This is a genomic window from Nitratireductor sp. GISD-1A_MAKvit (assembly GCF_040819555.1).
Lineage (GTDB): Bacteria > Pseudomonadota > Alphaproteobacteria > Rhizobiales > Rhizobiaceae > Nitratireductor.
Genome location: NZ_CP161919.1, coordinates 50,123 through 71,074, shown reverse-complemented (window position 1 = coordinate 71,074; position 20,952 = coordinate 50,123). Strand labels below are relative to the sequence as shown.

Below are 20,952 nucleotides of genomic sequence, written 5' to 3'. Positions count from 1 at the left end.
GCGGTGGAGCCCGGCACATGAAAGTCAATGCTTTGGTTCGGTAAGAGGCTGCGCTTACTGCGCGTTTGTTGCCTCATATTCCTTTTCGTAGATGGCGATCAGCTTCTCGCCTTCTTCACCTGCGCGCTCGATATAGGCAGCGCGTGCAGCCGGATACATCTTTTCGCGGAACGCAGCTTTCTCTTCCTCGCTCATTTCGCGAATTTCGATGTCGGATTTCTTGATCTCCTCAAGTGCTGCGGCAACGGCCTCGGCCTTGTGGTCGATCAGCTCGGGAATGACCTCGTTGAACGCATCGACGATGGTTTTCTGATGCTCTTCGGGAAGGCTCGCCCACCAGGCCGGGTTGAAGAGGATGACGTCTTCCATCGCACCATGGTCGGAAAGCACGAGGTGCTCCTGCACTTCATAGAACTTCATGCGCTGGATCGTGTCGAGGGGGTTTTCCTCGCCATCGACAACGCCGGTCTGAAGCGCGGTGTAAAGTTCGCCGAACGGCAGAGCGATCGCCGATGCGCCAAGCGAGTTGAACTGCTCGATGAGGATGTTGGAATCCATCACGCGGAACTTTTGGCCGGCAAAGTCTTCCAGGCTGGCGAGCGGCTTGGAAGAGGTGAAGTTCTTCTTGCCGTTCGGCCACAGGCCGATGCAGGTCACGCCGCGCGAATTGAAGCTATCACAAAGCGCCTCACCGAATGCGCCACCGCGGATCTTCTGGGCGGTCTCGTCATTGTCGGGAAGCAGGAACGGAATGTCCATGATGGAAACGGCGGGATTGAAGCCACCAAGAAAAGCGGCTGGCGCCACGGTCGCCTCAAGCGTGCCAAGCTGGACGCCTTCTGTCATTTCGCGCTGCTGGCCGAGCTGGCCCTGCGGGAAGATCTGGAATTCGACAGCACCGTCCGTGCGCTCATTGACCAGTTTGGCCACCTTCTCGAGATGAACATGACGCGACTGCTGCGTCGATTCCAGGTGACCGATCTTGGCCACGAAATCCGCTGCCCAGACGCCTGTCGCGAATGCCGCGCCAGCCACGCCCATCACGGTCGTTGCAGCCAGTTTCCGAATGAGATGTTTCATTGTTCCGCCTCCATTGCTTTTTTGAACAAGCAGACTACGAGCCCAGTTTTGGCCTGTCAACAAAATTCTCAAAATTGAGACGAATTGCTTTTTTGTCCCATTTATGAGCTTATGGTGCATATTTGAGCATACGCGTTGACAAGCCGACGCAGCGCACCCGATAACGGAAGGCACGGGAACTTGCGAGAAAAAAGCGTGTCACCAAACAGCACGTCACAGGGCGATCTGATCAGGTTCAGCGACATTGGCGCCCGCCTGCGTGCTTTTCGCCTTGGCAAGGGGCTTGCTCCCGAAGAACTGGCCGAGAAGCTGGGCATCTCGCGCGCCGCGCTCTATCGCGCCGAAAAAGGCGAAATCCGCAAGATCGAGATGCTCACCAGCATCGCGGATGTGCTGGGCGTCTCGTTGCCCAGTCTCATGGGTGTTGGCGTGGAATATGTGTCGAGCGCCATCGCCTTTTTCGAGCGCATGCGTCAGCTCGAGGACGACTGCCAGCAGGTGATCGGCCTGTTCAGCCCGGTCTCCTACCTCCTGACCTCGGACGCCTATGACGATGCACTGCAGGAGGTGCTGCGCGAATCCGTTCCGGCCGAGGTAGACCCGGACGGCACTTCGGGAGAGGTGGTGGACGGGCTGATCGATATCCTGCGTGCACGCAAGAAGGCGTTTCGTCTGCGCCGGCCGCTGATCGTGAGCCTTATTGCCTCGGCGGACCTGGAAGGGTTCTTGCTGCACGGCTTGATCGGTCGACATGATCTCCCGCCAGATGTCGTGCATAAACGTCGCCTCCAGGCACGCCGGGAGGCCGAGTACATCCTCACCATGCTGCGGGAACAGCCGATCGGCATTCAGATCGGCATCGTGCGCGAGCCCGTGCCTGCAACCAGTTTCCAGATCTTCCGCCAGCAGGACCGCTCTGTGCTGGCGATCAGCCCCTTCCGGCTCGGTGAACAGCCAAACATCCGTGTCGGCGTGGCGCTCATCACCTCGGCGCCCGAAGCCATGACCCTGCATGAAGACATTGCCGAACGCCTTTGGGGCGATGCATTGAAAGGTGATGAAGCGGTCAGCTATCTCGAGACGATGATCGAGAAATACGCCATCCCCGCCGAAGGCTGAGAGGGTCCCGGCCACGCCGGTCACCGCATTGTAATATTGCTGCAACAAATCTGTCAGCTGCCCGACACAGGGCGGTGATACCCGCTGTGCAACGGCCATTCGGTCCGAAAAACACACGACAACAGCGGGGCAATCATGCTGAAATTCATCGTCATGAGCGACATTCACCTCTCGCCGGAAGGTGTCGCCACCAACGGGCTGGACACGACCAGGCGTCTCCAGGCAGCCATCGACAGCGCCAACACCAACCATGGGGATGCGGATTTCTGCATCTTCGCCGGCGACCTTGCAGACCGCGGCGAGGTGCCCGCCTATGAGATTCTCGACCGGATGATCGACCAGCTCGAGATGCCGGTCGTGCTCACGCTCGGAAACCACGACCACCGCGACCGGTTCAAGCAGGTGTTCGGCACCCTGCACGATGATGAGAACGGCCATATCCAGAAGGCCGTCGACGTGAAGGGATATCGCGTCATCGTCATCGATTCCTCCGAGCCGGAAATCGTCAGCGGCGTGTTGTGCGAAACGCGCCTTTCATGGCTCGCCACCCGCCTCGAAGAAGCCAAGGACCGGCCGGTCATCATCGTCATGCACCATCATGCAAACGATCTTCACATGCCCGTGGACCAGATCAAGCTGCAGGAATCGGAGCGCTTTCTCGATGTCCTGAAGACGCACCCCGACATTCGTCAGGTGATGGCCGGCCACGTGCACCGGCAGACGACGGGCCTGTGGCACGGCATGCCCCTGACCACGATTTCCGGCAACCACTACGATGTCAACGCACATCTGCCGGGCATGCCGGGTGAGCCGCTGCGGCTCGATGGCCCAGCTCAGTACGCAGTGGTTCTGGCCGATGAGCACAGCACGCTCGTGCACTTCCACGATTACATTCACCGCCACGCGGAAATGGCCGACGGCCTCTTTGGAAAACGCCACAAACACGCGGAAGACAATGCTGAGCGCGAAAAAGTTGCCGGCTAACCATTAAACCGGGCGCTTTCAAATAAGTTTCATTTTGCGGTCACCCAACTGTCAAGACGCACCGATAGGCCAAGGCGCGACCGGTGCTGGTGCCGGCGACCGCTTCTTTCCATCCAAGGGAACCAAGATGCAAAAGACACTCATCGCAAGCACGCTCGCGCTGCTGGCACTGACGACATCGGCAATGGCCGAAAGGGTCAAGTTCGAATACTGGTACGGTCTCACCGGTCAGTTAGGTGAACAGGTTCAGGCCACCTGCGACCGCTTCAACGCTTCGCAGGACAAGTACGAGATTTCCTGCGTCAGCCAGGGCGACTATGCCACGGCCCTGCAAAACACCATCGCCGCCTTCCGCGCCAAAAAGCATCCGACCATCGTGCAGGGAGTCGAGGTCTCGGCACCCGACCTGATGCTTTCGGGGCAGGTGTATCCAGCTTACAAGCTGATGGAAGATCACGGGATCGACATCGACTGGGACTCCTATTTCCCGGGCATCGCCAACTACTACGCCGACTCTGAGGGCCGCCTCTGGTCCATGCCGTTCAACTCCTCCACGGCGATGATGTACTGGAACGTCGACGCCTACAAATCCATCGGCCGCGACGAAGCACCGAAAACCTGGGAAGAGTATGAGCAGATCCTGCGCGAGCTGAAAGAAGCCGGCAGCGCCTGCCCTGCCGGTTACGCGCCTTCCTCATGGGTGGATCTGGAGCAGTTCTCCATGGTCCATGGTGAGCCGATCGCCACGAAGAACAATGGCTATGACGGCCTCGACGCGGAAGTGGTGTTCAACACCACGCTTCATGCCAAACACATGAAGGACATCAAGCGCTGGATCGACGAGGGCCTTCTGGTCATCAAGACCCGCGAAACCGGCCCTCTCCACCCGCGATGCCTTCGCCGCCGGCGAGTGCGCGCACTTCTTCGGCTCCATCGCAAGCCATCAGGCCGTCACGGAGCAGGTCGGCGAGGGTTTCCTCTGGGACGTGGCCATGCTGCCTGTTTATGAGGGCACGGAGCGCAAGAACTCGGTCGTGGGCGGTGCATCGCTCTGGACGCTTTCCGGCAAGACCGAAGAGCAGTATCGCGGCGCGGCCGAATATTTCAAATTCCTTGCCGAACCCGAATCCGCCGAGTTCTGGAGCACGGTGACAGGCTATATCCCGGTGACCGACGAAGGTTTCGACTATCTCGTCAAGAAGGGCTTTTATGACGAGCGCCCTTACAAGGGCCGCGAGAAGGCCATTGAATCGCTCACCTACACGCCGGTCACCCCGCTGACCCGCGGCATCCGCCTCGGCAATTTCGTGCAGATCCGCGCCGAGTGGACCTCGCAGATGCAGGCCGTTCTGAGCGGTCAGAAGACCCCTCAGGAAGCGCTGGACGACGCCGTCAAACGCTCCAACACGATGCTGCGCAAGTTCGAGCGCACCTACAAGGGCAAGACGCTGCCCTGAAGCAGGCCAACTCCAGCGCGCCGCGGCTCGATGAGCCGTGGCGCCTCCATTTCAGCCTGTCTCCGCAACCCCCGGAACGCCCATGCAAAAGCGCGCTTATTTCAAGGCCAACTGGCTGGCCTATCTCTTCATTGCCCCCCAGTTGCTGATCATCTTCGTGTTCTTCTACTGGCCGGCATCGCAGGCCATGTATTGGGCCTTCACCCTTGAGCAGCCCTTCGGCGGCGGCAATCAATGGGTCGGACTCGACAATTTCAAGGCGGTTTTCTCCGACGAGACCTATTGGGCCTCGATCTGGCGCAGCATCGTCTTTGCCGTGCTTTCGACCGGGCTTGCCATGTCCATCGCGCTGGTGCTGGCGCTCTTCGCCGACAGGCAATTGCGCGGCTATCGCTTCTTCCGCGTCGGCATGATCTGGCCCTATGCCATCGCGGCACCCGCCGCCGCGCTCGCGTTCCGCTTTCTCTTCAATCCGCAGTCGGGTGTCTTTGCCTATCTGAACACGCTGTCGCCTGGCCTGTGGAACCCCGCGCTCTCCGGCGTCGATGCCATGACCGCGATCATCATCACCCAGGCGTGGAAACAGGTCTCCTATTCCTTCATCTTCTTTCTGGCCGGGCTCCAGTCCATTCCGCGCTCGCTGATTGAAGCCGGTTCCATGGATGGCGCGCGTGTGATGCGCCGCATGGTCGACCTGCAGCTTCCGCTGCTCGCGCCGACCATCTTCTTCCTGCTGGTCATCAACATGACGGATTCCTTCACGGACTCCTTCGGCATCGTCGACATTCTGACCGAAGGCGGGCCCGCCCGTGCGACCGAGCTGATGGTCTACAAGATCTATGTGGATGGCTTTCAGGGGCTCGATTATTCCGGTGCCGCTGCGCAATCACTGGTTCTCATGGGACTCGTCATCCTCATGACCTTCTTCCAGTTCCGCTTCATCGAACGCCGCGTGCACTACACGTGAGGAGCAAGTCATGATCGAACGCACCCCCCTCCTCAACATCGTCACGCATGTGATCCTCATCGCCGGCGCCCTGCTTTTGATCATTCCAATCTGGCTCGCATTCGTCGCCGCCACGCTGACGGTGGCCGAGGTCAACTCGCCCAATGTGCACTACCTGCCGGGCGGCGAGTTGTGGAACAACCTCACCGCCGCATGGACCCGCGCCGAATTCGGCGTGAAGTTCATGAATTCGATGATCGTCGCCATCGCCGTCGTGATCGGAAAGGTGATCATTTCGGCCATCAGCGCCTTCTCCATCGTGTTCTTCAACTACCGCCTGCGCATGGTGTTTTTCTGGGTGATCTTCATCACCCTGATGCTGCCGCTGGAAGTGCGCATCGTGCCCACCTATTCGGTGGCCGCCAACGCGCTCTACCCGTTCCAGACCATCCTCGACGCCACCGGCATAAGCTGGCTTATCGCCCAGATCTCAGGCGTCGAGCTCTCGCTCGAATGGAACATGCTGAACTCCTATACGGGCCTGATCCTGCCGCTGGTAGCAACGGCGACCGGCACGTTTCTCTACCGCCAGTTCTTCCTCACCATTCCCGACGAACTGGTGGAAGCGGCCAAGATGGACGGCTCGGGTCCATTCCGCTTCTTTGTCGAGATACTGTTGCCCCTGTCGCGCACCAACATCGCGGCCCTTGCCACCATCATGTTCGTCTATGCGTGGAACCAGTATCTGTGGCCGCTGCTCATCATCACCGACCGGGCAAACTACTCCACCGTTGTGATGGAGCTGCGCCGCCTCATCCCCGGCCCTGACGCCATCGCCGACTGGAATGTCGCCATGGCCGGAACACTCATCGTCATGCTGCCGCCGCTGCTCGTCGTTGTCCTGATGCAACGCTGGTTCGTGCGCGGCCTCATCAGCACCGAAAAATAATTTCAGGAAAGGCTGTCATCATGGCCGATATCAACATTCGCAAGGTCGAAAAATTCTACGGCAAGAACCAGGTCGTTCACGGTGTCGACCTCGACATTCACGATGGCGAGTTCATCGTCATTCTCGGCCCTTCGGGCTGCGGGAAGTCCACACTTCTGCGCATGATCGCCGGGCTTGAGGAAATCAGCAACGGCGAGATCGCCATCGAGAACACAGTGGTCAACAGGCTCGAACCACGCGAGCGCGGCTGCGCCATGGTGTTTCAGAACTATGCGCTCTACCCGCACATGACCGTGGCGCAAAACATCGGCTACGCTCTGAAGGTCGGCGGCATGCGCAAGGCCGAACGGATGCAGAAGGTGGAAGCCACCGCAAAAAGCCTCGGTCTCGACCAGCTTCTCGACCGCAAGCCGGCACAGCTTTCGGGCGGTCAGCGCCAGCGCGTTGCCATGGGCCGCGCCATCGTCCGCGAGCCCAAAGTGTTCCTCTTCGACGAGCCGCTTTCCAATCTCGATGCCAAGCTGCGCGTACAGATGCGGCTGGAAATCCGCCGCCTGCACCGCGCGCTGAAAGCCACCTCCGTCTTCGTGACGCACGATCAGGTGGAGGCCATGTCGCTTGCCGACAGGCTGGTGGTGATGAATGCCGGCCGGATCGAGCAGGTCGGCACGCCCGAAGAGGTCTACCACGCGCCTGCCAGCGTCTATGTCGGTGGCTTCATCGGCTCGCCGGCGATGAACTTCCTGCCCTGCGGCGTCTCCGACGACGGAACCTTCGCTGTTATCGACAACACGAATTTCCGCCTTCCCATAGACCCCGGCATCGGCAAGACCATCGCCGGCCAGTCGGTCATCGTCGGCCTTCGACCCGAGGATCTGAAGATCGTGCCGGAAGCCAACGATCCGCATCTTCTGACCGTCGCCTTCGACTTCTCCGAGGAACAGGGCAGCGGCCGACTGATGCATGGCCGTCTCGCCGGACGTGACTTCGTGCTGCATTCCGCCGGGCGCAGGCACCCTTCACCGGGTACACCCTGCTCGCTCTCGATCGCGGCGGAAAGCGTTCATCTTTTTGACGCATCGTCCGAGAAACGCATCGTGGCAGAGAGCAACCCCGCCGCCCAACCCGTCACAGCCAGCCAGCCCACTCTTGCCGGAGCCATTCAATGAAGCTCGTCAGCTACAACATCCAGTATTCCAAGGGGAAGGACGAGCAGTTCAACCTCGACCGCATCGTCTCCGAGATCGAGGGTGCGGACCTGATCGCCCTGCAGGAAGTGGAAACTTACTTCCCCCGCACCGGGCTGGTGCATCAGGCGCAGGAGATCGGCGCGCGGCTGCCCGGTTATCACTGGGTGTATGGCCCCGGCATCGATATCGATGCCTCCATCGTCGGCGATGACGGCTCGATAACGCATCGCCGGCGGCAGGTCGGCAACATGGTGCTTTCGCGCTGGCCAATTCTTTCCTCCATGAACCATCTTCTGCCCAAGATGGCACTCACGAACCAGTATCACCAGCAGCGTGCGATGATTGAAACCGTGGTGGACACGGATACGGGGCCACTGCGTTTCTGCTCCGTGCATTTCGATCATATCGGCCCACAGACACGGCTGCCGCAGGTGCATCATGCGATGGACCTTCTCCTCAACGCGTCGCATCGTGGTTCGGCTTGGGGCGGAAAGATCGCCGGCGACTGGTATGAGATCCCGCCGCCGCCCGTGCCCGAGCGCACAATCGTGATGGGCGACTTCAACTTCACGCTCGACAGCGAGGAATATGCTCTGCTGATCGGCGACCGCTCCGAGAAGCATGGCCGCCTCGTGCAGGATGGCGGGTTCACCGATGCATGGGTCGCCGCCGGCAATGACGAAGATGAAGGCGTGAGCTTCATCGGTTCAGGCGAGCGGATCGACCATTGCGTGGTGAGCTCGAACATGGCCGCGAGCGTCAGGCGTGCATGGATCGACATGGATGCGCAGGGCTCCGACCACCAGCCCTTTTGGGTCGAGATCGAAGGCTAATCATTAACTGCGGGTGCCGGGCTCAGGCCGGCATCCGCGGCACACTGGCAAGCAGTTTTTGCGTATAGGGATGCGCGGGATTTGCAAGAATGTCAGCGGTCTTGCCACTTTCGACGACACGGCCCTTTTCCAGAATGACGATCTCCTCGCACAGCGCCGCGACAACCGCCAGGTCGTGCGAAACGAGCAGGATCGTCATTTCCTCCGAAAGCGCCTTGAGAAGATCGACGATGCGTGCACGCGTCGAGAGATCCAGCGCACTCACCGCTTCATCTGCAAGAATGAGCTGCGGACGCGCGACAATGGCGCGCGCAATGGCAATGCGTTGACGCTGACCGCCGGAAAACTCATGCGGATAGCGCTCGATGGCATCTGCCGGCAGGCCGACATCGTGGAGCGCTTTCTCGATCGCCTCCCGATGAGAGCCGGGAATGCCCAGCGCCCGCAAAGGCTCGGCAATGATGGACTGTACCTTCTGGCGCGGGTCGAGCGAGGAATAGGGATCCTGAAACACCGCCTGAACCGCCTTGCGATACCCGCGCATGAATGCACGGTCACGCGGGTCGAGCTCGGCCTCGCCGAACCGGATGTGCCCACCGGTCGGACGCGCCAGACCGAGCAGAAGCTTCAGGATCGTGGATTTGCCGGAGCCCGATTCCCCCACCAGACCGACATTCACGCCAGCGCGAAGGCTGAGCGAGACATCGTGCAGAACCTGTTGTTTGCGCGAGTAACCGAAGGACACATTGTCGAGTGAAATCAGGCTCATCATGCAGGCCCCAGCGCCTTGTCGAACGCGGTGGCCGCGTCGACCAGCGATCTTGTATATTCGTGTTTCGGTTCATCGAACACGGCATGCACCTCGCCCCGCTCGATCACCGCCCCACGCCGCAGCACGACGACATTTTCTGTCACGCGCGCCACCACCGGGAGATCGTGGCTGATGAAGAGAAGCGCCATGCCTTCCTCCCGCACCAGACCGGACAGGAGGTCGAGGATCTCCACCTGCGTTGTCACGTCGAGCGCCGTGGTGGGTTCGTCCGCGATCAGCAGTTTCGGGCGACAGGCGAGCGCCATGGCGATGGCCACACGCTGCCGCTGACCGCCGGAAATCTCATACGGATAGGATTTTGCGATCCGGTCGATGTCGGGCAGGGAAACACGCTCAAGCAGCGACCGCACCTCGCGCGCGACGGCTGCGCGGTCAACCGTTTCGCCCGCGCGGCGGTGCCGGCGGATGACCGGCTCGGCAACCTGCTTCCCAACCTTCATCAACGGGTTGAGCGCGGTAAGCGGCTCCTGAAACACGGTTGCTGCCGCCGCGCCACGCAGCGCAATCATCGCGTTTTCGGACGCTCCCACAACCTCGCTGCCGTCGAGCGTGACGGAGCCCTCGATCCGGAACCCACGCGGCAGAAGGCCGATGGTGGCGAGAGCGGTGAGCGATTTGCCTGACCCGGATTCGCCGATCAGGCCAAGGCGCTCACCCGGCGCGATGGAAAAGGAGACGTCGGAAACCAGCGTCTTGCCATCGGTGGTAAGCGTCAGGCCTTGAATGTCGAGAAGGCTCATTGCCGGCCCCTCCGGGTCGGATCGCCCGCATCGCGCAGGCCATCGGCCAGAAGGTTCATGCCAATCACCAGCGTGACGAGCGCGATGCCCGGCGCTATGGCCCCGAAGGGCGCGGTGTAGACTGTGCCCTGTGCCTCCTGAAGGAGACGGCCCCACGAGGCGTTGGGCGGCGGTGCTCCAAGGCCGAGATAGGACAGCGAAGCCTCTGCGATGACGGCGAGGCCGAACTGGAGCGCAAAGTTCACCGCCAGCATCGGCCAGATGTTGGGCAGGAGATGACGGAAGACAATGCTCGGCCAGGAGGCACCTGCCGTGCGCGCTGCCGTGATGTAATCCATCGAAAGAACGCGCTTGGCGAGAATGCGAGTGAGCCGCGCGACAATGGCCGAAATGGCAATGCCCAGCGCCAGCGTGGCCGAAAACAGGCTGGCGCTCTCGGTTGCCGCCACCACAAGCATGGCCAGAAGCAGCGTCGGAAACGCGATCAGAATGTCGAAGGCGGCGGCCAGAATGTCATCGAGATACCGCGTGGCGAAGGCCGACAGAACACCAAGCGTGACGCCGATCGTTGCAGCGATGGCCACCGCGCCGAAACCAACGATCAGCGCGATACGCGAGCCGATCATGATCTGCGTGAAGAGATCGCGCCCAAGACGGTCGGTGCCAGCCCAATGGGCAAGCGACGGTGCTTCGAGCCGCCCACCGGCCATGCCGGTAGGATCGTAGGGCGTCCACACCAGCGTGAGCAGCGCGACCGCGACATGCAGACCGACGAGAATAAGCCCCACGGTGAGCGTGAGCGAGCCACGACGGTTGGGCACTGTCGCCGTTTCCACCTGTCCGCTCATGAGCGTGCCCCCCGGCTGTCACGCAGTCTCGGGTCGACCAGACGCTGACCGAGATCGGCAAGAAAGCCGATCAGCAGAACGAGCAGTGTGGAGATGAAGAGCACGCCCTGAATGTTCGGATAGTCGCGCTGCTCGATGGCAAGCAGAAGCATGGAGCCGAGCCCCGGCAGGTTGAACACCCGCTCCACCACCACCGCGCCGAGAAGGGCGGTGGCCAGCTCGATGCCGAGGATCGACATGACCGGCACCGCGCCATTGCGGATGCCGTGGCGCACCAGCGCTTCGGAAAAGCCCGAGCCGAGCGCGCGCGCCGTACGCAGATAGTCGCTGCCGAGCACATCCTGCGTGGCCGATCGCACATAGCGCAAAAGCGAGGCGGACATGACGATGGCGATCGTGAGGATCGGCAGAAACAAGGTGCGCAGTGCTTCGACCGGCGTTTCCCAGCCGCGCGGCGGAAAGCCACCGGAGGGGAAGAGCCGCAGATTGACGGCAAACAGCGTGACCAGAAGAATGCCGACCCAAAAAACGGGAATGGCGATGCCGAGCTGCGAGACGACCGAGATGGCCGCGCCATACCAGCGATCGGCCTTCACTGCCGATAGAATGCCAAGCGGCACGGCAATCACCAGCGCCAGCATGAATGAGAGGACGGTAAGTGGCAGCGTGACGGCGAGCCGGTCCATTATCTCGGGCAGAACCGGCGTGCGGCTGACGAAGGACGTGCCAAGATCGAAACGCGCCAGACTCGTGATGAACTGGAGAAATTGCTGTGCAAGCGGCAGATCCGAGCCGACCTGCCGCCGCGCGGCTGCGATCTGCGCTTCGTCCGCGCCCACGGAAATCAACGAATTGGCAGGGTCTCCGGGCAAAAGCCTGAGCAGTATGAACAGAACCACACAGGCCGCCAGAAGCGAGAAGAAAAGAATGGCGAGCCGCCGGGCAATATAAACGAGGATAGGAACCTCCCTCAGGACAATTCCACACGAGGTGGAACCGTATGGCGGCTCGCCGGATCGGTTACTGAGCCTGCTTGACGATATCGTATGCGAAGAACTGCGAGTTCAGGCCATTGACCGGATACCCGCTGACCGACGCGGTCGATACCACAATCTGCGGATAGAGATAAAGCCATCCGCTGGCGGCATCCTCAGCGATGATGCGATTTGCCTCTTTCAGCTTTTCATCGCGCTCGGCTTCGGTGCTGCTGGCCTCTGCAGATGCGATCAGCTCCACCACTTTCGGGTTGTTGTAACCCCAGTAGAAATTTGGGTTGCCGTAAAACACGATGTCGCGGTGGTTGACATGCTCCTGCAGAGTCGCCTGGAAATCATGCGCCTGATAGATCTTCGTGTACCACTCATTGGCGGTGATGATGTTGATCTCCACCTTGATGCCGACCTTGGCCAGCTCGTTCTGAAGGAACTGGGCGACGATCGGATGCGGGTCGTAGTTCGGCGTGTCGAGCGTGAAGGTGAAGCCGTCCGCATAGCCCGCTTCCGCCAGAAGCGCCTTGGCGCTTTCCGGATCGTAGGGGTCGACGTCGGTGAGGTCGACATACCACGGGTCCGTCGGCGGCACGAAGGAGCCGATCAGCGTGCCGTAATCGCCCCAGATGGAGTTCAACAGTCGCTCGCGGTCGATGGCGCGAGCAACGGCCTTGCGCACCTTCACATTGTCGAAAGGCGCGACGCGGTCGTTATAGGCGAGCACTTCCTTGGTGGTGGACTGGCCATCGGTCACCACGAAAGACGGATTGTCCTGGAACTGCATCAGCGAATCCGGGCTCTGCACGCTGGTGATGATGTCCACCGCACCGGTCAGGAGCGCATTGTTGAGCGCGGTCGCCTCCTTGAAATAGGAGAAGGTCACGCCGCCGTTTTTCGGCTTCTCACCCCAGTAGTTTTCATAGGGCGAGAGCGTGATGCTGGAACCGCGCCGCCAGTTGTCGAGCTTGTAGGGGGCCGGTGCCGTCTTCGCTGGAGGTCAGGTCCTCGGCGGCATCGTTGACGATCCACACATAGGTCAGATTGTAGGGCAACGAGATGGAGCGCTCCTTCAAGGTGACAACAACGGTGTTGTCGTCCTTTGCCTCCACACTCTCGATGTTGGCCAGCGTCCGCTTGCGCGAGTTCTGCGATCCTTCCGCCGTGACGCGCTCGATGCTGTGTTTCACATCCGCCGCCGTCAGCGGGTCGCCGGAATGGAAGGTGACATCCGGCTGCAGCGTGAAGGTGTAGGTGAGCCCGTCCTCGCTCATCTCGAAACCGGAAACGAGCTTTTCCACCACGTCGCCATCGTCGGTGAGCTGGAACAGGCCCTCATAGACATTGCCGTTGAAGGCCTCGTTGATGCCCTGCCCGGCACCTGCCGTGTTGTCGAGGTTTTGCGGCTCGTAGAGCGAGCCGATGCGAATGACGGCGGAGGGGTCTGCATTGTCCTGCGCCATGGCGCCGGTCGCCCCCATTAAGGCGAAAGCCACACCAATCGTCAGGCTGCGAAAGCCCAGATCCGTCTCTTTCAGCGATGCTGTCATCTTGCGTGTCCTTTGCATATTCCAACCCGCGTGGTCACCCGGCCCATGGCCCTGGCCCCGCAGTTTCGTGGCTAATCTAACCGGCAAACACGATGACTGCGAGACATTTGAATCCCACAAAGAGCACAATGTTCGCACCGGACCAGCATATATGCCAGACCGGTGCGAAATTTATTCCTTCAGAACGCTATCTTGTAGAATGTGAACCGCGTGTCAGGCGCCGTAGGGAACCCAGATGTTCTTCACCTGAACGGCACGCCGCAGATAGTCTCGCCCGCGTCCCTCGGCATCATCGATCCAGTTCGGCATGCGGCCATTGTTGACCCAGGTCGACTTCAGGTTTCCGGCCGACGCCTTCTCGACCATGGCGCTTCCTTCCGCCGAGCCGAAATACCAGAGGGCTGCCACCTCATCGTGCTCGGCAAGCGTCTTCACCAGAAGATCGCGCTCGCCGGTGACGATGTTGACGACACCGCCTGGTACGTCGGACGTGTCCAGAACCTGATAGAAATCGCCGGCGATCAGCGGATGGCGCGCGGACGGCACGACCACCGCCCGGTTGCCCATGGCGATTGCCGGCAGAACAAGCGAAACCATGGAGAGAAGCGGTGCCTCATCCGGGCAGGCAATGCCCATCACGCCGAAGGGTTCGTTCATGGCAAGGGTCACATGCCGCGACTGGGTGGAGTGAACCGCGCCATCGAACTTGTCGGCCTGCGCCGCGTAATAGAAGATGCGACGCAGCGCCGTGTCGAACTCTTCGGTCGCCTTCTTGCCGCTCACGCCCGTGCTCTCGCACAGAAGCGCCTCCATGCCCTCGCGCCGCGCCTCCAGGTTTTCACCCAGATAGTAAAGCACCTGCGCGCGGTTGTGGCCGGTCGCGCCGGCCCAGCCGCCGGCCTTCGCCGCCGCCTCGACCGCATTGCGAATGTCCTTGCGATTGCCGATACCGGCCTGACCGATCAGCACACCGCCCTTGCCGGCGACCGAATAGACATAGCCGCCATCGGGCCGCGCCTGCTTGCCGCCGATATAGTTTTTCATGGTCCGGTCGATGCCCTCGACCAGTACCTTGCCCTCACCCGCCGGAGAAGCGGAGGGAACGAAAGCTTCCGATGTCTTGGGAGCGGAAAGCTTCTTTTCCCAGTCGGCGGCGAGATATTCGTAAAGCCCCTCGCGCGCGCCCTCGCGGCCAAAGCCGCTCTCGCGATAGCCGCCGAAGCCCGCGCCAGCATCGAGCATGTTGGTGCAGTTGATCCAGACAACGCCGGCTTTCACCCGCGCGGCGAGATCCAGTGCCACATTGATGTTCTCCGACCAGACGGAAGCGGCCAGCCCGTAGCGGCTGTTGTTGGCGAGTGCCGCGGCCTCGTCCGGCGTGCGGAAGGTCATGGAAGCGGCGATGGGGCCGAAGATTTCCACCTGGCAGACGGTCGCGGCAGGCTCGACATCGGTGAAAAAGCCGGGCGCGATGTAGTTTCCCTTTTCAGGCAGCGGCGCGGCAGCCTGCCAGAGCTGACCGCCTTCCTCGACACCTTTTGCCACCAGCGCGGAAATCCGCTCCACCTGAACCGGCGAAACGATGGCGCCCACATCCGTCGACTTGTCGAGCGGATCGCCAACGCGCAGCGTCTCAAGACGCGCCTTCAGCCTGGCATGAAAGCGCTCTGCGATGCCTTCCTGCACGATCAGGCGTGAACCGGCGCAGCACACCTCGCCCTGGTTGAACCAGATCGCGTCCACCACGCCTTCGACAGCCGCATCGATATCGGCATCCTCGAACACGATGAAAGGGGACTTGCCGCCCAGCTCCAGCGAAAGCTTCTTGCCGGAACCGGCGATCTGCTCGCGGATGACGCGGCCCACCTGCGTGGAGCCGGTGAACGCCACCTTGTCGACGCCCTCATGGCCGCAGACGGCGGCACCCGTTTCGCCGTCGCCCTGAACGATGTTGACCACACCGGCAGGCAAGCCGACCTCATGGCAAATCTCGGCAAAGGCGACCGCCGTCAGCGGCGTCAGGTCGGCGGGTTTCAGCACCACCGTGTTGCCGGCGGCCAGCGCCGGCGCGATCTTCCAGGCGAGCATCAACAGCGGAAAATTCCACGGGATCACCTGCCCGCACACACCCACCGGCGAGAAGCCGCGGAACTCGTCTTCCACCATCTCGGCCCATCCTGCATGGTGGTAGAAGTGGCGGGCAACCAGCGGAATGTCGATGTCGCGCGTCTCGCGCACCGGCTTGCCATTGTCCATGGTCTCAAGCACCGCAAGAAAACGCGAGCGTTTCTGCACATGGCGGGCAATGGCATAGAGATATTTTGCGCGTTCATGGCCGGAAAGCTTTGACCATTTGCCGAATGCACCACGCGCCGCTTTTACGGCGGCGTCCACATCCTCTACCGTGCCGCATGCGATCTCGGCCAGCTGCGACCCATCCGACGGATTGGAAACAGCAATCTGGCGCGCGCCCTTCGGTTTGACAAAGCGCCCATCGATGAAATGGCCGAAGGAGCGGCCATGGGTGTCGAGCCACGCAACAACATCGCCATTGGCTTCCGGAGAGGGGCCGTATTCCATGGTGCTCAGAATATCCTTGATGGAAGACATGTCTTGATTCCTCATGCGACCGCGTGACGGTTGGCGCTGGAATAGCGGCCGGTCACGTAGTGCTCCAATTGCCGTTCGATGTCGCCGAGAAGCGAGCTTGCGCCGATGCGGAACAGGTCCGGCTCCAGCCAGCGATTGCCCGCCTCCTCTTTCATGAGCGTCAGCCAGGCGAGTGCATCCTTGGCGGTCTTGAGGCCGCCCGCCGGCTTGAACCCGACGATCTGACCCGAATGTTCGCGATAGTCGCGCAGTGCCCGCACCATGGTCAGGCTCACCGGCAGTGTGGCGTTCACGCCTTCCTTGCCGGTCGAGGTCTTGATGAAGTCGGAGCCCGCCTGCATGGCGATCATCGAAGCGCGGTAGACATTGGTGAGCGTGCTGAGATCCCCCGTCGCCAGAATGGCTTTCAGATGCGCCGCGCCACAGGCCTCGCGCATCGCGGCAATCTCATCGTAAAGCGCGCTCCAGTTCTGGGTAAGCACATGTTCACGCGTGATCACGATGTCGATCTCATGCGCGCCCTCTTCGACCGCATAGCGGATCTCCGCCAGCCGCAGCGGCAGCGGCATAAGACCGGCGGGAAACCCGGTTGCAACCGAAGCAACGGGAATGTTGCTCCCTTCCAGCGCCTTGACCGCATGGCCAACCATGGTCGGATACACGCAGACGGCGCCAGTGGTGATGCCGGCATCGGCAAGGCCCAGCGCTTCCAGAATATCCTCGCGCACAGGGCGCCGCGCCTTGGCGCACAGCCGGCGCACACGGCCCGGCGTGTCGTCGCCGGCAAGCGTGGTGAGATCGATGCAGGTGATGGCTTTCACGAGCCAGGCAGCCTGATAGGCTTTCTTGACCGAGCGTCGCGCCGTCAGCGTGCCCGCCCGGCGCTCGGCCGCCGTGCGGTTGACGGTCACATCCTCAAACCATTCAGGCTTCAGTTGCGTGCCGGTGTTTCGGGCCAGAGCATCGGTCATTGCAGCGTCCGTGGTTTCGGTTTCCCCATTGAAACGGGGAAGCCTTCAATATGTTAGGATAAAAACATTATGATTGGATCGTTTCACAACAGAGACCTCGCTGTCAAGCATGGGAAACAGGATCCTCACGCCTTCTCCTTGTGCACTGTTTCGGCACATCATTCCCGGCAGCGCTGCGTTACCCCATGTCTTGCTTACCGATAGCCGGAAGTTCTAAACTGCGGTGATTGGCTCCGGAGCCCGCATCTGCCACGCCAGGCACGCGGTCTTCCGTGAAGGGAACGCGACCAGGGGCAGATGGCTCAATTCTCGCAGATTGAATTGCTACTACCCGAGTTGCGTGCCTATGCGCATTCGATATGCGGGCCCGGCGAAAGCCCCGAAGACCTCGTTCAGGATACGATCGAGCGTACCCTGCGCCACGCCACGCGACCGCAGCGGATCGATGAATTGCGGCCATGGATGTTTCGCGTCATCAGAAACCTTCTTTATGACGAGTTGAGAAAAAGACGTGTGCGCCGTGAATATATGGCCGTGCAAAAACGTCTCTGGGATGAGAGCGACGGCACCAGCAACCAGGGCCGCGATGTGCTGGTCCGTCTTGCTTTCGAGAAACTCCCTCCCGATACGCGGGAGATTCTGTTTCTCATAGACATCATGGGCTTCAAATATGCGGAAGCGGCTGAGGTTCTGGAGGTGCCTGTAGGCACGGTGATGAGCCGGATCAGCCGGGCGCGCAGGGAGCTTTTGCTCCGCGTCAACGGAAATGCCCGGAATGAAGGACAGGTAAAGAAGACCCCATGAACAGACTATCCGAAGAGGATCTGATCAATCTGAACGCTTTCCATGACGGGGAGATGGTGGAAGGACGCAGAGCCTTTGCACGACGGCTGGAGGCTGAGCCCGAACTGCGCTCCGCCCTTGCCGAAATCCGGCAGATTTCTGCCAGCCTGAAGGCCCTTCATCCAGGGAAATCACGCATACCGCCCGCAAAAAACGACAATCGCCAACGGCGCTGGTGGATTGCGTCTGCTCTCGCAGGGTCCATCGCATTGGCATATTTCTCCGGGGCATATTTCTTCGGAATGTCTGCGGATCGGCCGGAACCCGGCGGTCCAAGAACAGCCTTCGCTATTCACCAGAACTTTGCCGAACAGGTCTTTGTCTCGCGAAACGAAGTTTTCAACACGGTGGCTGGCCGACGCATCGCCGAGTTCCCGGATCTTTCTGCCGCCAACCTCACCCTTGTCGCCCTCCGGGACATGCCACGGGGAAGCGCCGCACATTTCGCAGGCAGAGAAGGCTGCAGGCTAACCGTCTTCTCCAGTGAAACACCCGTTTCCCCCACCGACGATCAGGCCGGGATGCAACGCGCGGACTGGTCGATCAACGCGCGTTTCTACACGATCATCGCAACCAGCATGGATGAAGGAAAATTTGCCGCCATAGCCACTTATCTGGAACAGGCCACGCGCCGGCTGGCGGAACCGAAGACCGTGGTTGCCCTGAGGCAGGCAACGGCACGCGCCACGTCCTGCGGCTGATGAAACCGGCTTTCGGTTGGCAGCGCGAGCTTCACCCTTCCAGAGGGTGAAGCTCATACCGGCCCATAATGTCAGTTGGCTGAGGGAAAGTTGGGGCGATCTTCGTTGTAGTGAGTCGCCAGATAGTCGAGTATCGCGGTCCTGTCAGGCTCCTCGATCTCATCCATTCCCTGCTCTTCAACCATCCATTCCAGCATCTCGTCCCAGCCCTCACGCGTGAGGCCCTGCTGCGCGATGATCATTTCGGAATGGCAGGCAGTGCATGCGTAGAAAGTCGTATCAACGCCTGGCGCCACCTTCAGATTGCCGAAGTCGCCCTCGATGGCCTGTTCATCGCCCTGGTCCGGTTCCGCCTCGGCGCTTGCCACTTTTTCGGCAGGCTTTTCCGTCTCTGCGGCGGCGCCAAACTCAATCGGAGCATCGGAAAACGTGTTCAGATAGCCGATCAGATCGATCCGCTCCTGCTCCTTCCTGAGACCCGCAAACGCCATCTTCGTTCCCTTGACCGCCGCTTTCGGCTTGAGCAGGAACGCGTCGAGCCGTTCGACGTCCCAGTTTCCGTCCAGCTTCTTGAATGCAGGCGAGTACTTGTATCCCTCGACCTGGCCGACAGGTCCGCCGACAATGCCAAAGAGGTTCGGACCGACCTTGTTTTTGCCGCCCTGCTCCACCGTGTGACACGCGGCACAGCGCTTGAACACCTTCTCACCCCTGGCGATATCGGCATCGGCAATCTGCGCGTCGGATACGGCCAGAGCCGGCGTGGCCAGAGTGAGAGCCGAAGCAATCAGCCCCAGCCGAAAGCTAGAGAGGAACATCCACAAATCTCCGTTTGGAAGGGAAAGCCGGCGCGGCCGGGAGACCGCACCGGAAAAAATGATTCACGCTCGATTGAGCTGCATTCTCAGCTGACCCGGACACCGACACGGTGCATCGTGTTGTTGAGATAGCCCTTCGGATTCCAGGCAAGAGCGAAAGGCTGCATCTCGCCTTCGCTGTCTGTCGCGCGGGCCCAGATCTCATAGTACCCGGCCTGCGGGAAGGTGACCTTTCCGCGCCAGTTCTGCCAGGCACCATCATTGACCGGATCATCCAGCTCGACAGTTTGCCAGGTGGTTCCGAAATCGATGGAAATGTCGAGCTTGCTGATCGACCGGTCGCCCGACCAGGCGTGGCCGCGCACTTCCGTTTCCATGCCGATCTCTGCGCCGTTTGCGGGGAAGGTAACCAGCGATTTCACCGGCATGCGTTCGATGATGACGAAATCCTCTTTCGGAACATCCTGCCCGGGCGCCACCGGGTAGGCCGGAACGCGATAGGAAGTTCCCGTCATCTTTGGCCCGTCATGGACCTGATCCCGCAGCTCGATCCGTGTGAGCCATTTGTGTGCGGTAGAGGCAGGCCAGCCCGGAACCACCAGCCGCAGCGGAGCGCCGTTCATGGGGTGCAGTGCTTCGCCATTCATCTCGAACGCGATCAGGACATTGTCTGTCATCGCCTTTTCGATGGGAAGACCGCGCGAAATCGGCAGTTTGTCCGCATTGCCCGACAGATGCGCATCGGCACCGTAATGGGCCGTGTAAACCACGCCCTCCTGCACGCCTGCCTTCTCAAGCACATCCTTCAGGCGCACGCCCGTCCATTCCGAACAGGCGACAGCGCCATAGGTCCACTGGTTTCCCTTTGCGGGAGGATCGAACGCGCTGCGTCCATTGCCACCGCATTCGAGCGTAAGCTGCATTGTCACAACCTCGAACTGCTCGCGCAGGTCGGCGATGCTAAGCTCCAGCTTGTTGTCGACGAAGCCATCAATGGTGAGCGTCCAGCCTTCCGGATCGACATTTTCCGGCGGAATGCCATTGTTGCGAATGAAATGGCGACTGATGGGGGTAACCGCATCGTCCAGCAATTCCGGCGGCGTCTCCGCATTGACCGGACGGTCATTGAGCAGGGTCAGCCCGTCTTTGCCTGCAAGGACATCGCTGTCCTGGGCAAAAGCCGCCGGCACGAGGCCTGCGGGCATGTTGCGATGAAACGGGATCGACGCACCGACCATTGCTGCCATGGTGGCAAGGCCCGTGTTCTTCAGAAAACCGCGGCGTCCCGCACTGACGACGTTTTCGCTGGCTTCCTCGGAATGATTGGGTTCGACAATACGCGACATCTAGGTTCCTCCCTCTGCGCTGGCGAATAGGCTGGCGGGCATGCTCGGAAACATGCTTCTGGGTAAAGACGTTCGGGGGGCAGGAATTATTCCAATTTTTTTCCGCGGCCCCGCAACACCTGATGCGATCTTAACGTATTGCTTATGAA

At 60.8% G+C, this 20,952-nt stretch carries 19 protein-coding genes and 1 pseudogene; 10 read left to right on the top strand and 10 right to left on the bottom strand.

The window, feature by feature from the left end; genetic code table 11:
- Positions 1-54: 54 nt before the first annotated feature.
- A complete protein-coding gene (locus tag AB2N04_RS00355; RefSeq protein ID WP_367714392.1) occupies positions 55-1,080 on the bottom strand; it encodes a TRAP transporter substrate-binding protein in 1,026 nt (341 codons plus the stop codon).
- A 195-nt stretch (positions 1,081-1,275) separates the two neighbouring features.
- On the opposite strand from AB2N04_RS00355, the gene AB2N04_RS00350 reads away from it, so the two are divergent.
- From AB2N04_RS00350 to AB2N04_RS00315, 8 genes are all read left to right on the top strand, one after another.
- Positions 1,276-2,199: a helix-turn-helix domain-containing protein gene (locus AB2N04_RS00350; RefSeq protein ID WP_367714391.1), complete on the top strand. Its 924-nt coding sequence runs from the start codon at positions 1,276-1,278 to the stop codon at positions 2,197-2,199.
- Between the two features lie 135 nt (positions 2,200-2,334).
- Positions 2,335-3,183 (top strand): phosphodiesterase, encoded by an 849-nt coding sequence (locus AB2N04_RS00345; protein WP_367714390.1) that lies wholly within the window; start codon positions 2,335-2,337, stop codon positions 3,181-3,183.
- Positions 3,184-3,310: 127 nt separating this feature from the next.
- Positions 3,311-4,192, top strand: coding sequence for an extracellular solute-binding protein (locus tag AB2N04_RS00340; protein WP_367714389.1), 882 nt, complete (start codon positions 3,311-3,313; stop codon positions 4,190-4,192).
- Positions 4,116-4,640 carry an extracellular solute-binding protein gene (locus AB2N04_RS00335; protein ID WP_367714448.1) on the top strand — a complete coding sequence of 175 codons (525 nt, stop codon included), beginning with the start codon at positions 4,116-4,118 and terminating at the stop codon, positions 4,638-4,640. Before AB2N04_RS00340 ends, AB2N04_RS00335 begins: the two co-directional genes overlap by 77 nt.
- Before the next feature lie 82 nt (positions 4,641-4,722).
- The gene (locus AB2N04_RS00330; protein ID WP_229450679.1) at positions 4,723-5,607 is read left to right on the top strand and encodes an ABC transporter permease subunit; all 885 of its coding nucleotides are present in this window, start codon (positions 4,723-4,725) and stop codon (positions 5,605-5,607) included.
- A 10-nt stretch (positions 5,608-5,617) separates the two neighbouring features.
- Positions 5,618-6,535, top strand: coding sequence for an ABC transporter permease subunit (locus AB2N04_RS00325; protein ID WP_367714388.1), 918 nt, complete (start codon positions 5,618-5,620; stop codon positions 6,533-6,535).
- A gap of 20 nt (positions 6,536-6,555) precedes the next feature.
- Positions 6,556-7,704: a sn-glycerol-3-phosphate ABC transporter ATP-binding protein UgpC gene (gene ugpC / locus AB2N04_RS00320; RefSeq protein ID WP_367714387.1), complete on the top strand. Its 1,149-nt coding sequence runs from the start codon at positions 6,556-6,558 to the stop codon at positions 7,702-7,704.
- On the top strand, positions 7,701-8,558 hold the full coding sequence (locus AB2N04_RS00315; RefSeq protein WP_367714386.1) for an endonuclease/exonuclease/phosphatase family protein: 858 nt from the start codon (positions 7,701-7,703) through the stop codon (positions 8,556-8,558). The genes ugpC and AB2N04_RS00315 overlap by 4 nt, the downstream gene beginning before the upstream one ends.
- A gap of 22 nt (positions 8,559-8,580) precedes the next feature.
- On the opposite strand, the gene AB2N04_RS00310 is transcribed toward AB2N04_RS00315, so the two are convergent.
- The 7 genes and pseudogenes from AB2N04_RS00310 to deoC form a co-directional block, all read right to left on the bottom strand.
- On the bottom strand, positions 8,581-9,327 hold the full coding sequence (locus tag AB2N04_RS00310) for an ABC transporter ATP-binding protein (protein WP_367714447.1): 747 nt from the start codon (positions 9,325-9,327) through the stop codon (positions 8,581-8,583).
- On the bottom strand, positions 9,327-10,130 hold the full coding sequence (locus AB2N04_RS00305; protein ID WP_367714385.1) for an ATP-binding cassette domain-containing protein: 804 nt from the start codon (positions 10,128-10,130) through the stop codon (positions 9,327-9,329). The genes AB2N04_RS00310 and AB2N04_RS00305 overlap by 1 nt, the downstream gene beginning before the upstream one ends.
- Positions 10,127-10,978, bottom strand: a complete 852-nt coding sequence (locus AB2N04_RS00300) for an ABC transporter permease (RefSeq protein ID WP_367714384.1) — start codon at positions 10,976-10,978, stop codon at positions 10,127-10,129. The genes AB2N04_RS00305 and AB2N04_RS00300 overlap by 4 nt, the downstream gene beginning before the upstream one ends.
- Positions 10,975-11,937, bottom strand: coding sequence for an ABC transporter permease (locus AB2N04_RS00295; protein WP_367714446.1), 963 nt, complete (start codon positions 11,935-11,937; stop codon positions 10,975-10,977). Before AB2N04_RS00295 ends, AB2N04_RS00300 begins: the two co-directional genes overlap by 4 nt.
- A gap of 61 nt (positions 11,938-11,998) precedes the next feature.
- Positions 11,999-13,445, bottom strand: a pseudogene (locus AB2N04_RS00290) (ABC transporter substrate-binding protein).
- Positions 13,446-13,727: 282 nt separating this feature from the next.
- The gene (locus AB2N04_RS00285) at positions 13,728-16,124 is read right to left on the bottom strand and encodes an aldehyde dehydrogenase family protein (protein WP_367714383.1); all 2,397 of its coding nucleotides are present in this window, start codon (positions 16,122-16,124) and stop codon (positions 13,728-13,730) included.
- Positions 16,125-16,135: 11 nt separating this feature from the next.
- Entirely contained in the window at positions 16,136-17,095 is a 960-nt protein-coding gene (deoC, locus tag AB2N04_RS00280) for a deoxyribose-phosphate aldolase (protein WP_367714382.1), read from the bottom strand.
- 297 nt (positions 17,096-17,392) lie between these two features.
- On the opposite strand from deoC, the gene AB2N04_RS00275 reads away from it, so the two are divergent.
- Entirely contained in the window at positions 17,393-17,899 is a 507-nt protein-coding gene (locus tag AB2N04_RS00275) for an RNA polymerase sigma factor (protein WP_367714381.1), read from the top strand.
- Entirely contained in the window at positions 17,896-18,639 is a 744-nt protein-coding gene (locus tag AB2N04_RS00270) for an anti-sigma factor (protein ID WP_367714380.1), read from the top strand. Before AB2N04_RS00275 ends, AB2N04_RS00270 begins: the two co-directional genes overlap by 4 nt.
- 71 nt (positions 18,640-18,710) lie before the next feature.
- Here AB2N04_RS00270 and AB2N04_RS00265 read toward each other — a convergent pair whose 3' ends face one another.
- Together AB2N04_RS00265 and AB2N04_RS00260 are read right to left on the bottom strand one after the other, a co-directional pair.
- Positions 18,711-19,457 carry a c-type cytochrome gene (locus tag AB2N04_RS00265; protein WP_367714379.1) on the bottom strand — a complete coding sequence of 249 codons (747 nt, stop codon included), beginning with the start codon at positions 19,455-19,457 and terminating at the stop codon, positions 18,711-18,713.
- An 86-nt stretch (positions 19,458-19,543) separates the two neighbouring features.
- Positions 19,544-20,803, bottom strand: a complete 1,260-nt coding sequence (locus tag AB2N04_RS00260; protein ID WP_367714378.1) for a sulfite oxidase — start codon at positions 20,801-20,803, stop codon at positions 19,544-19,546.
- Positions 20,804-20,952 lie beyond the last annotated feature (149 nt).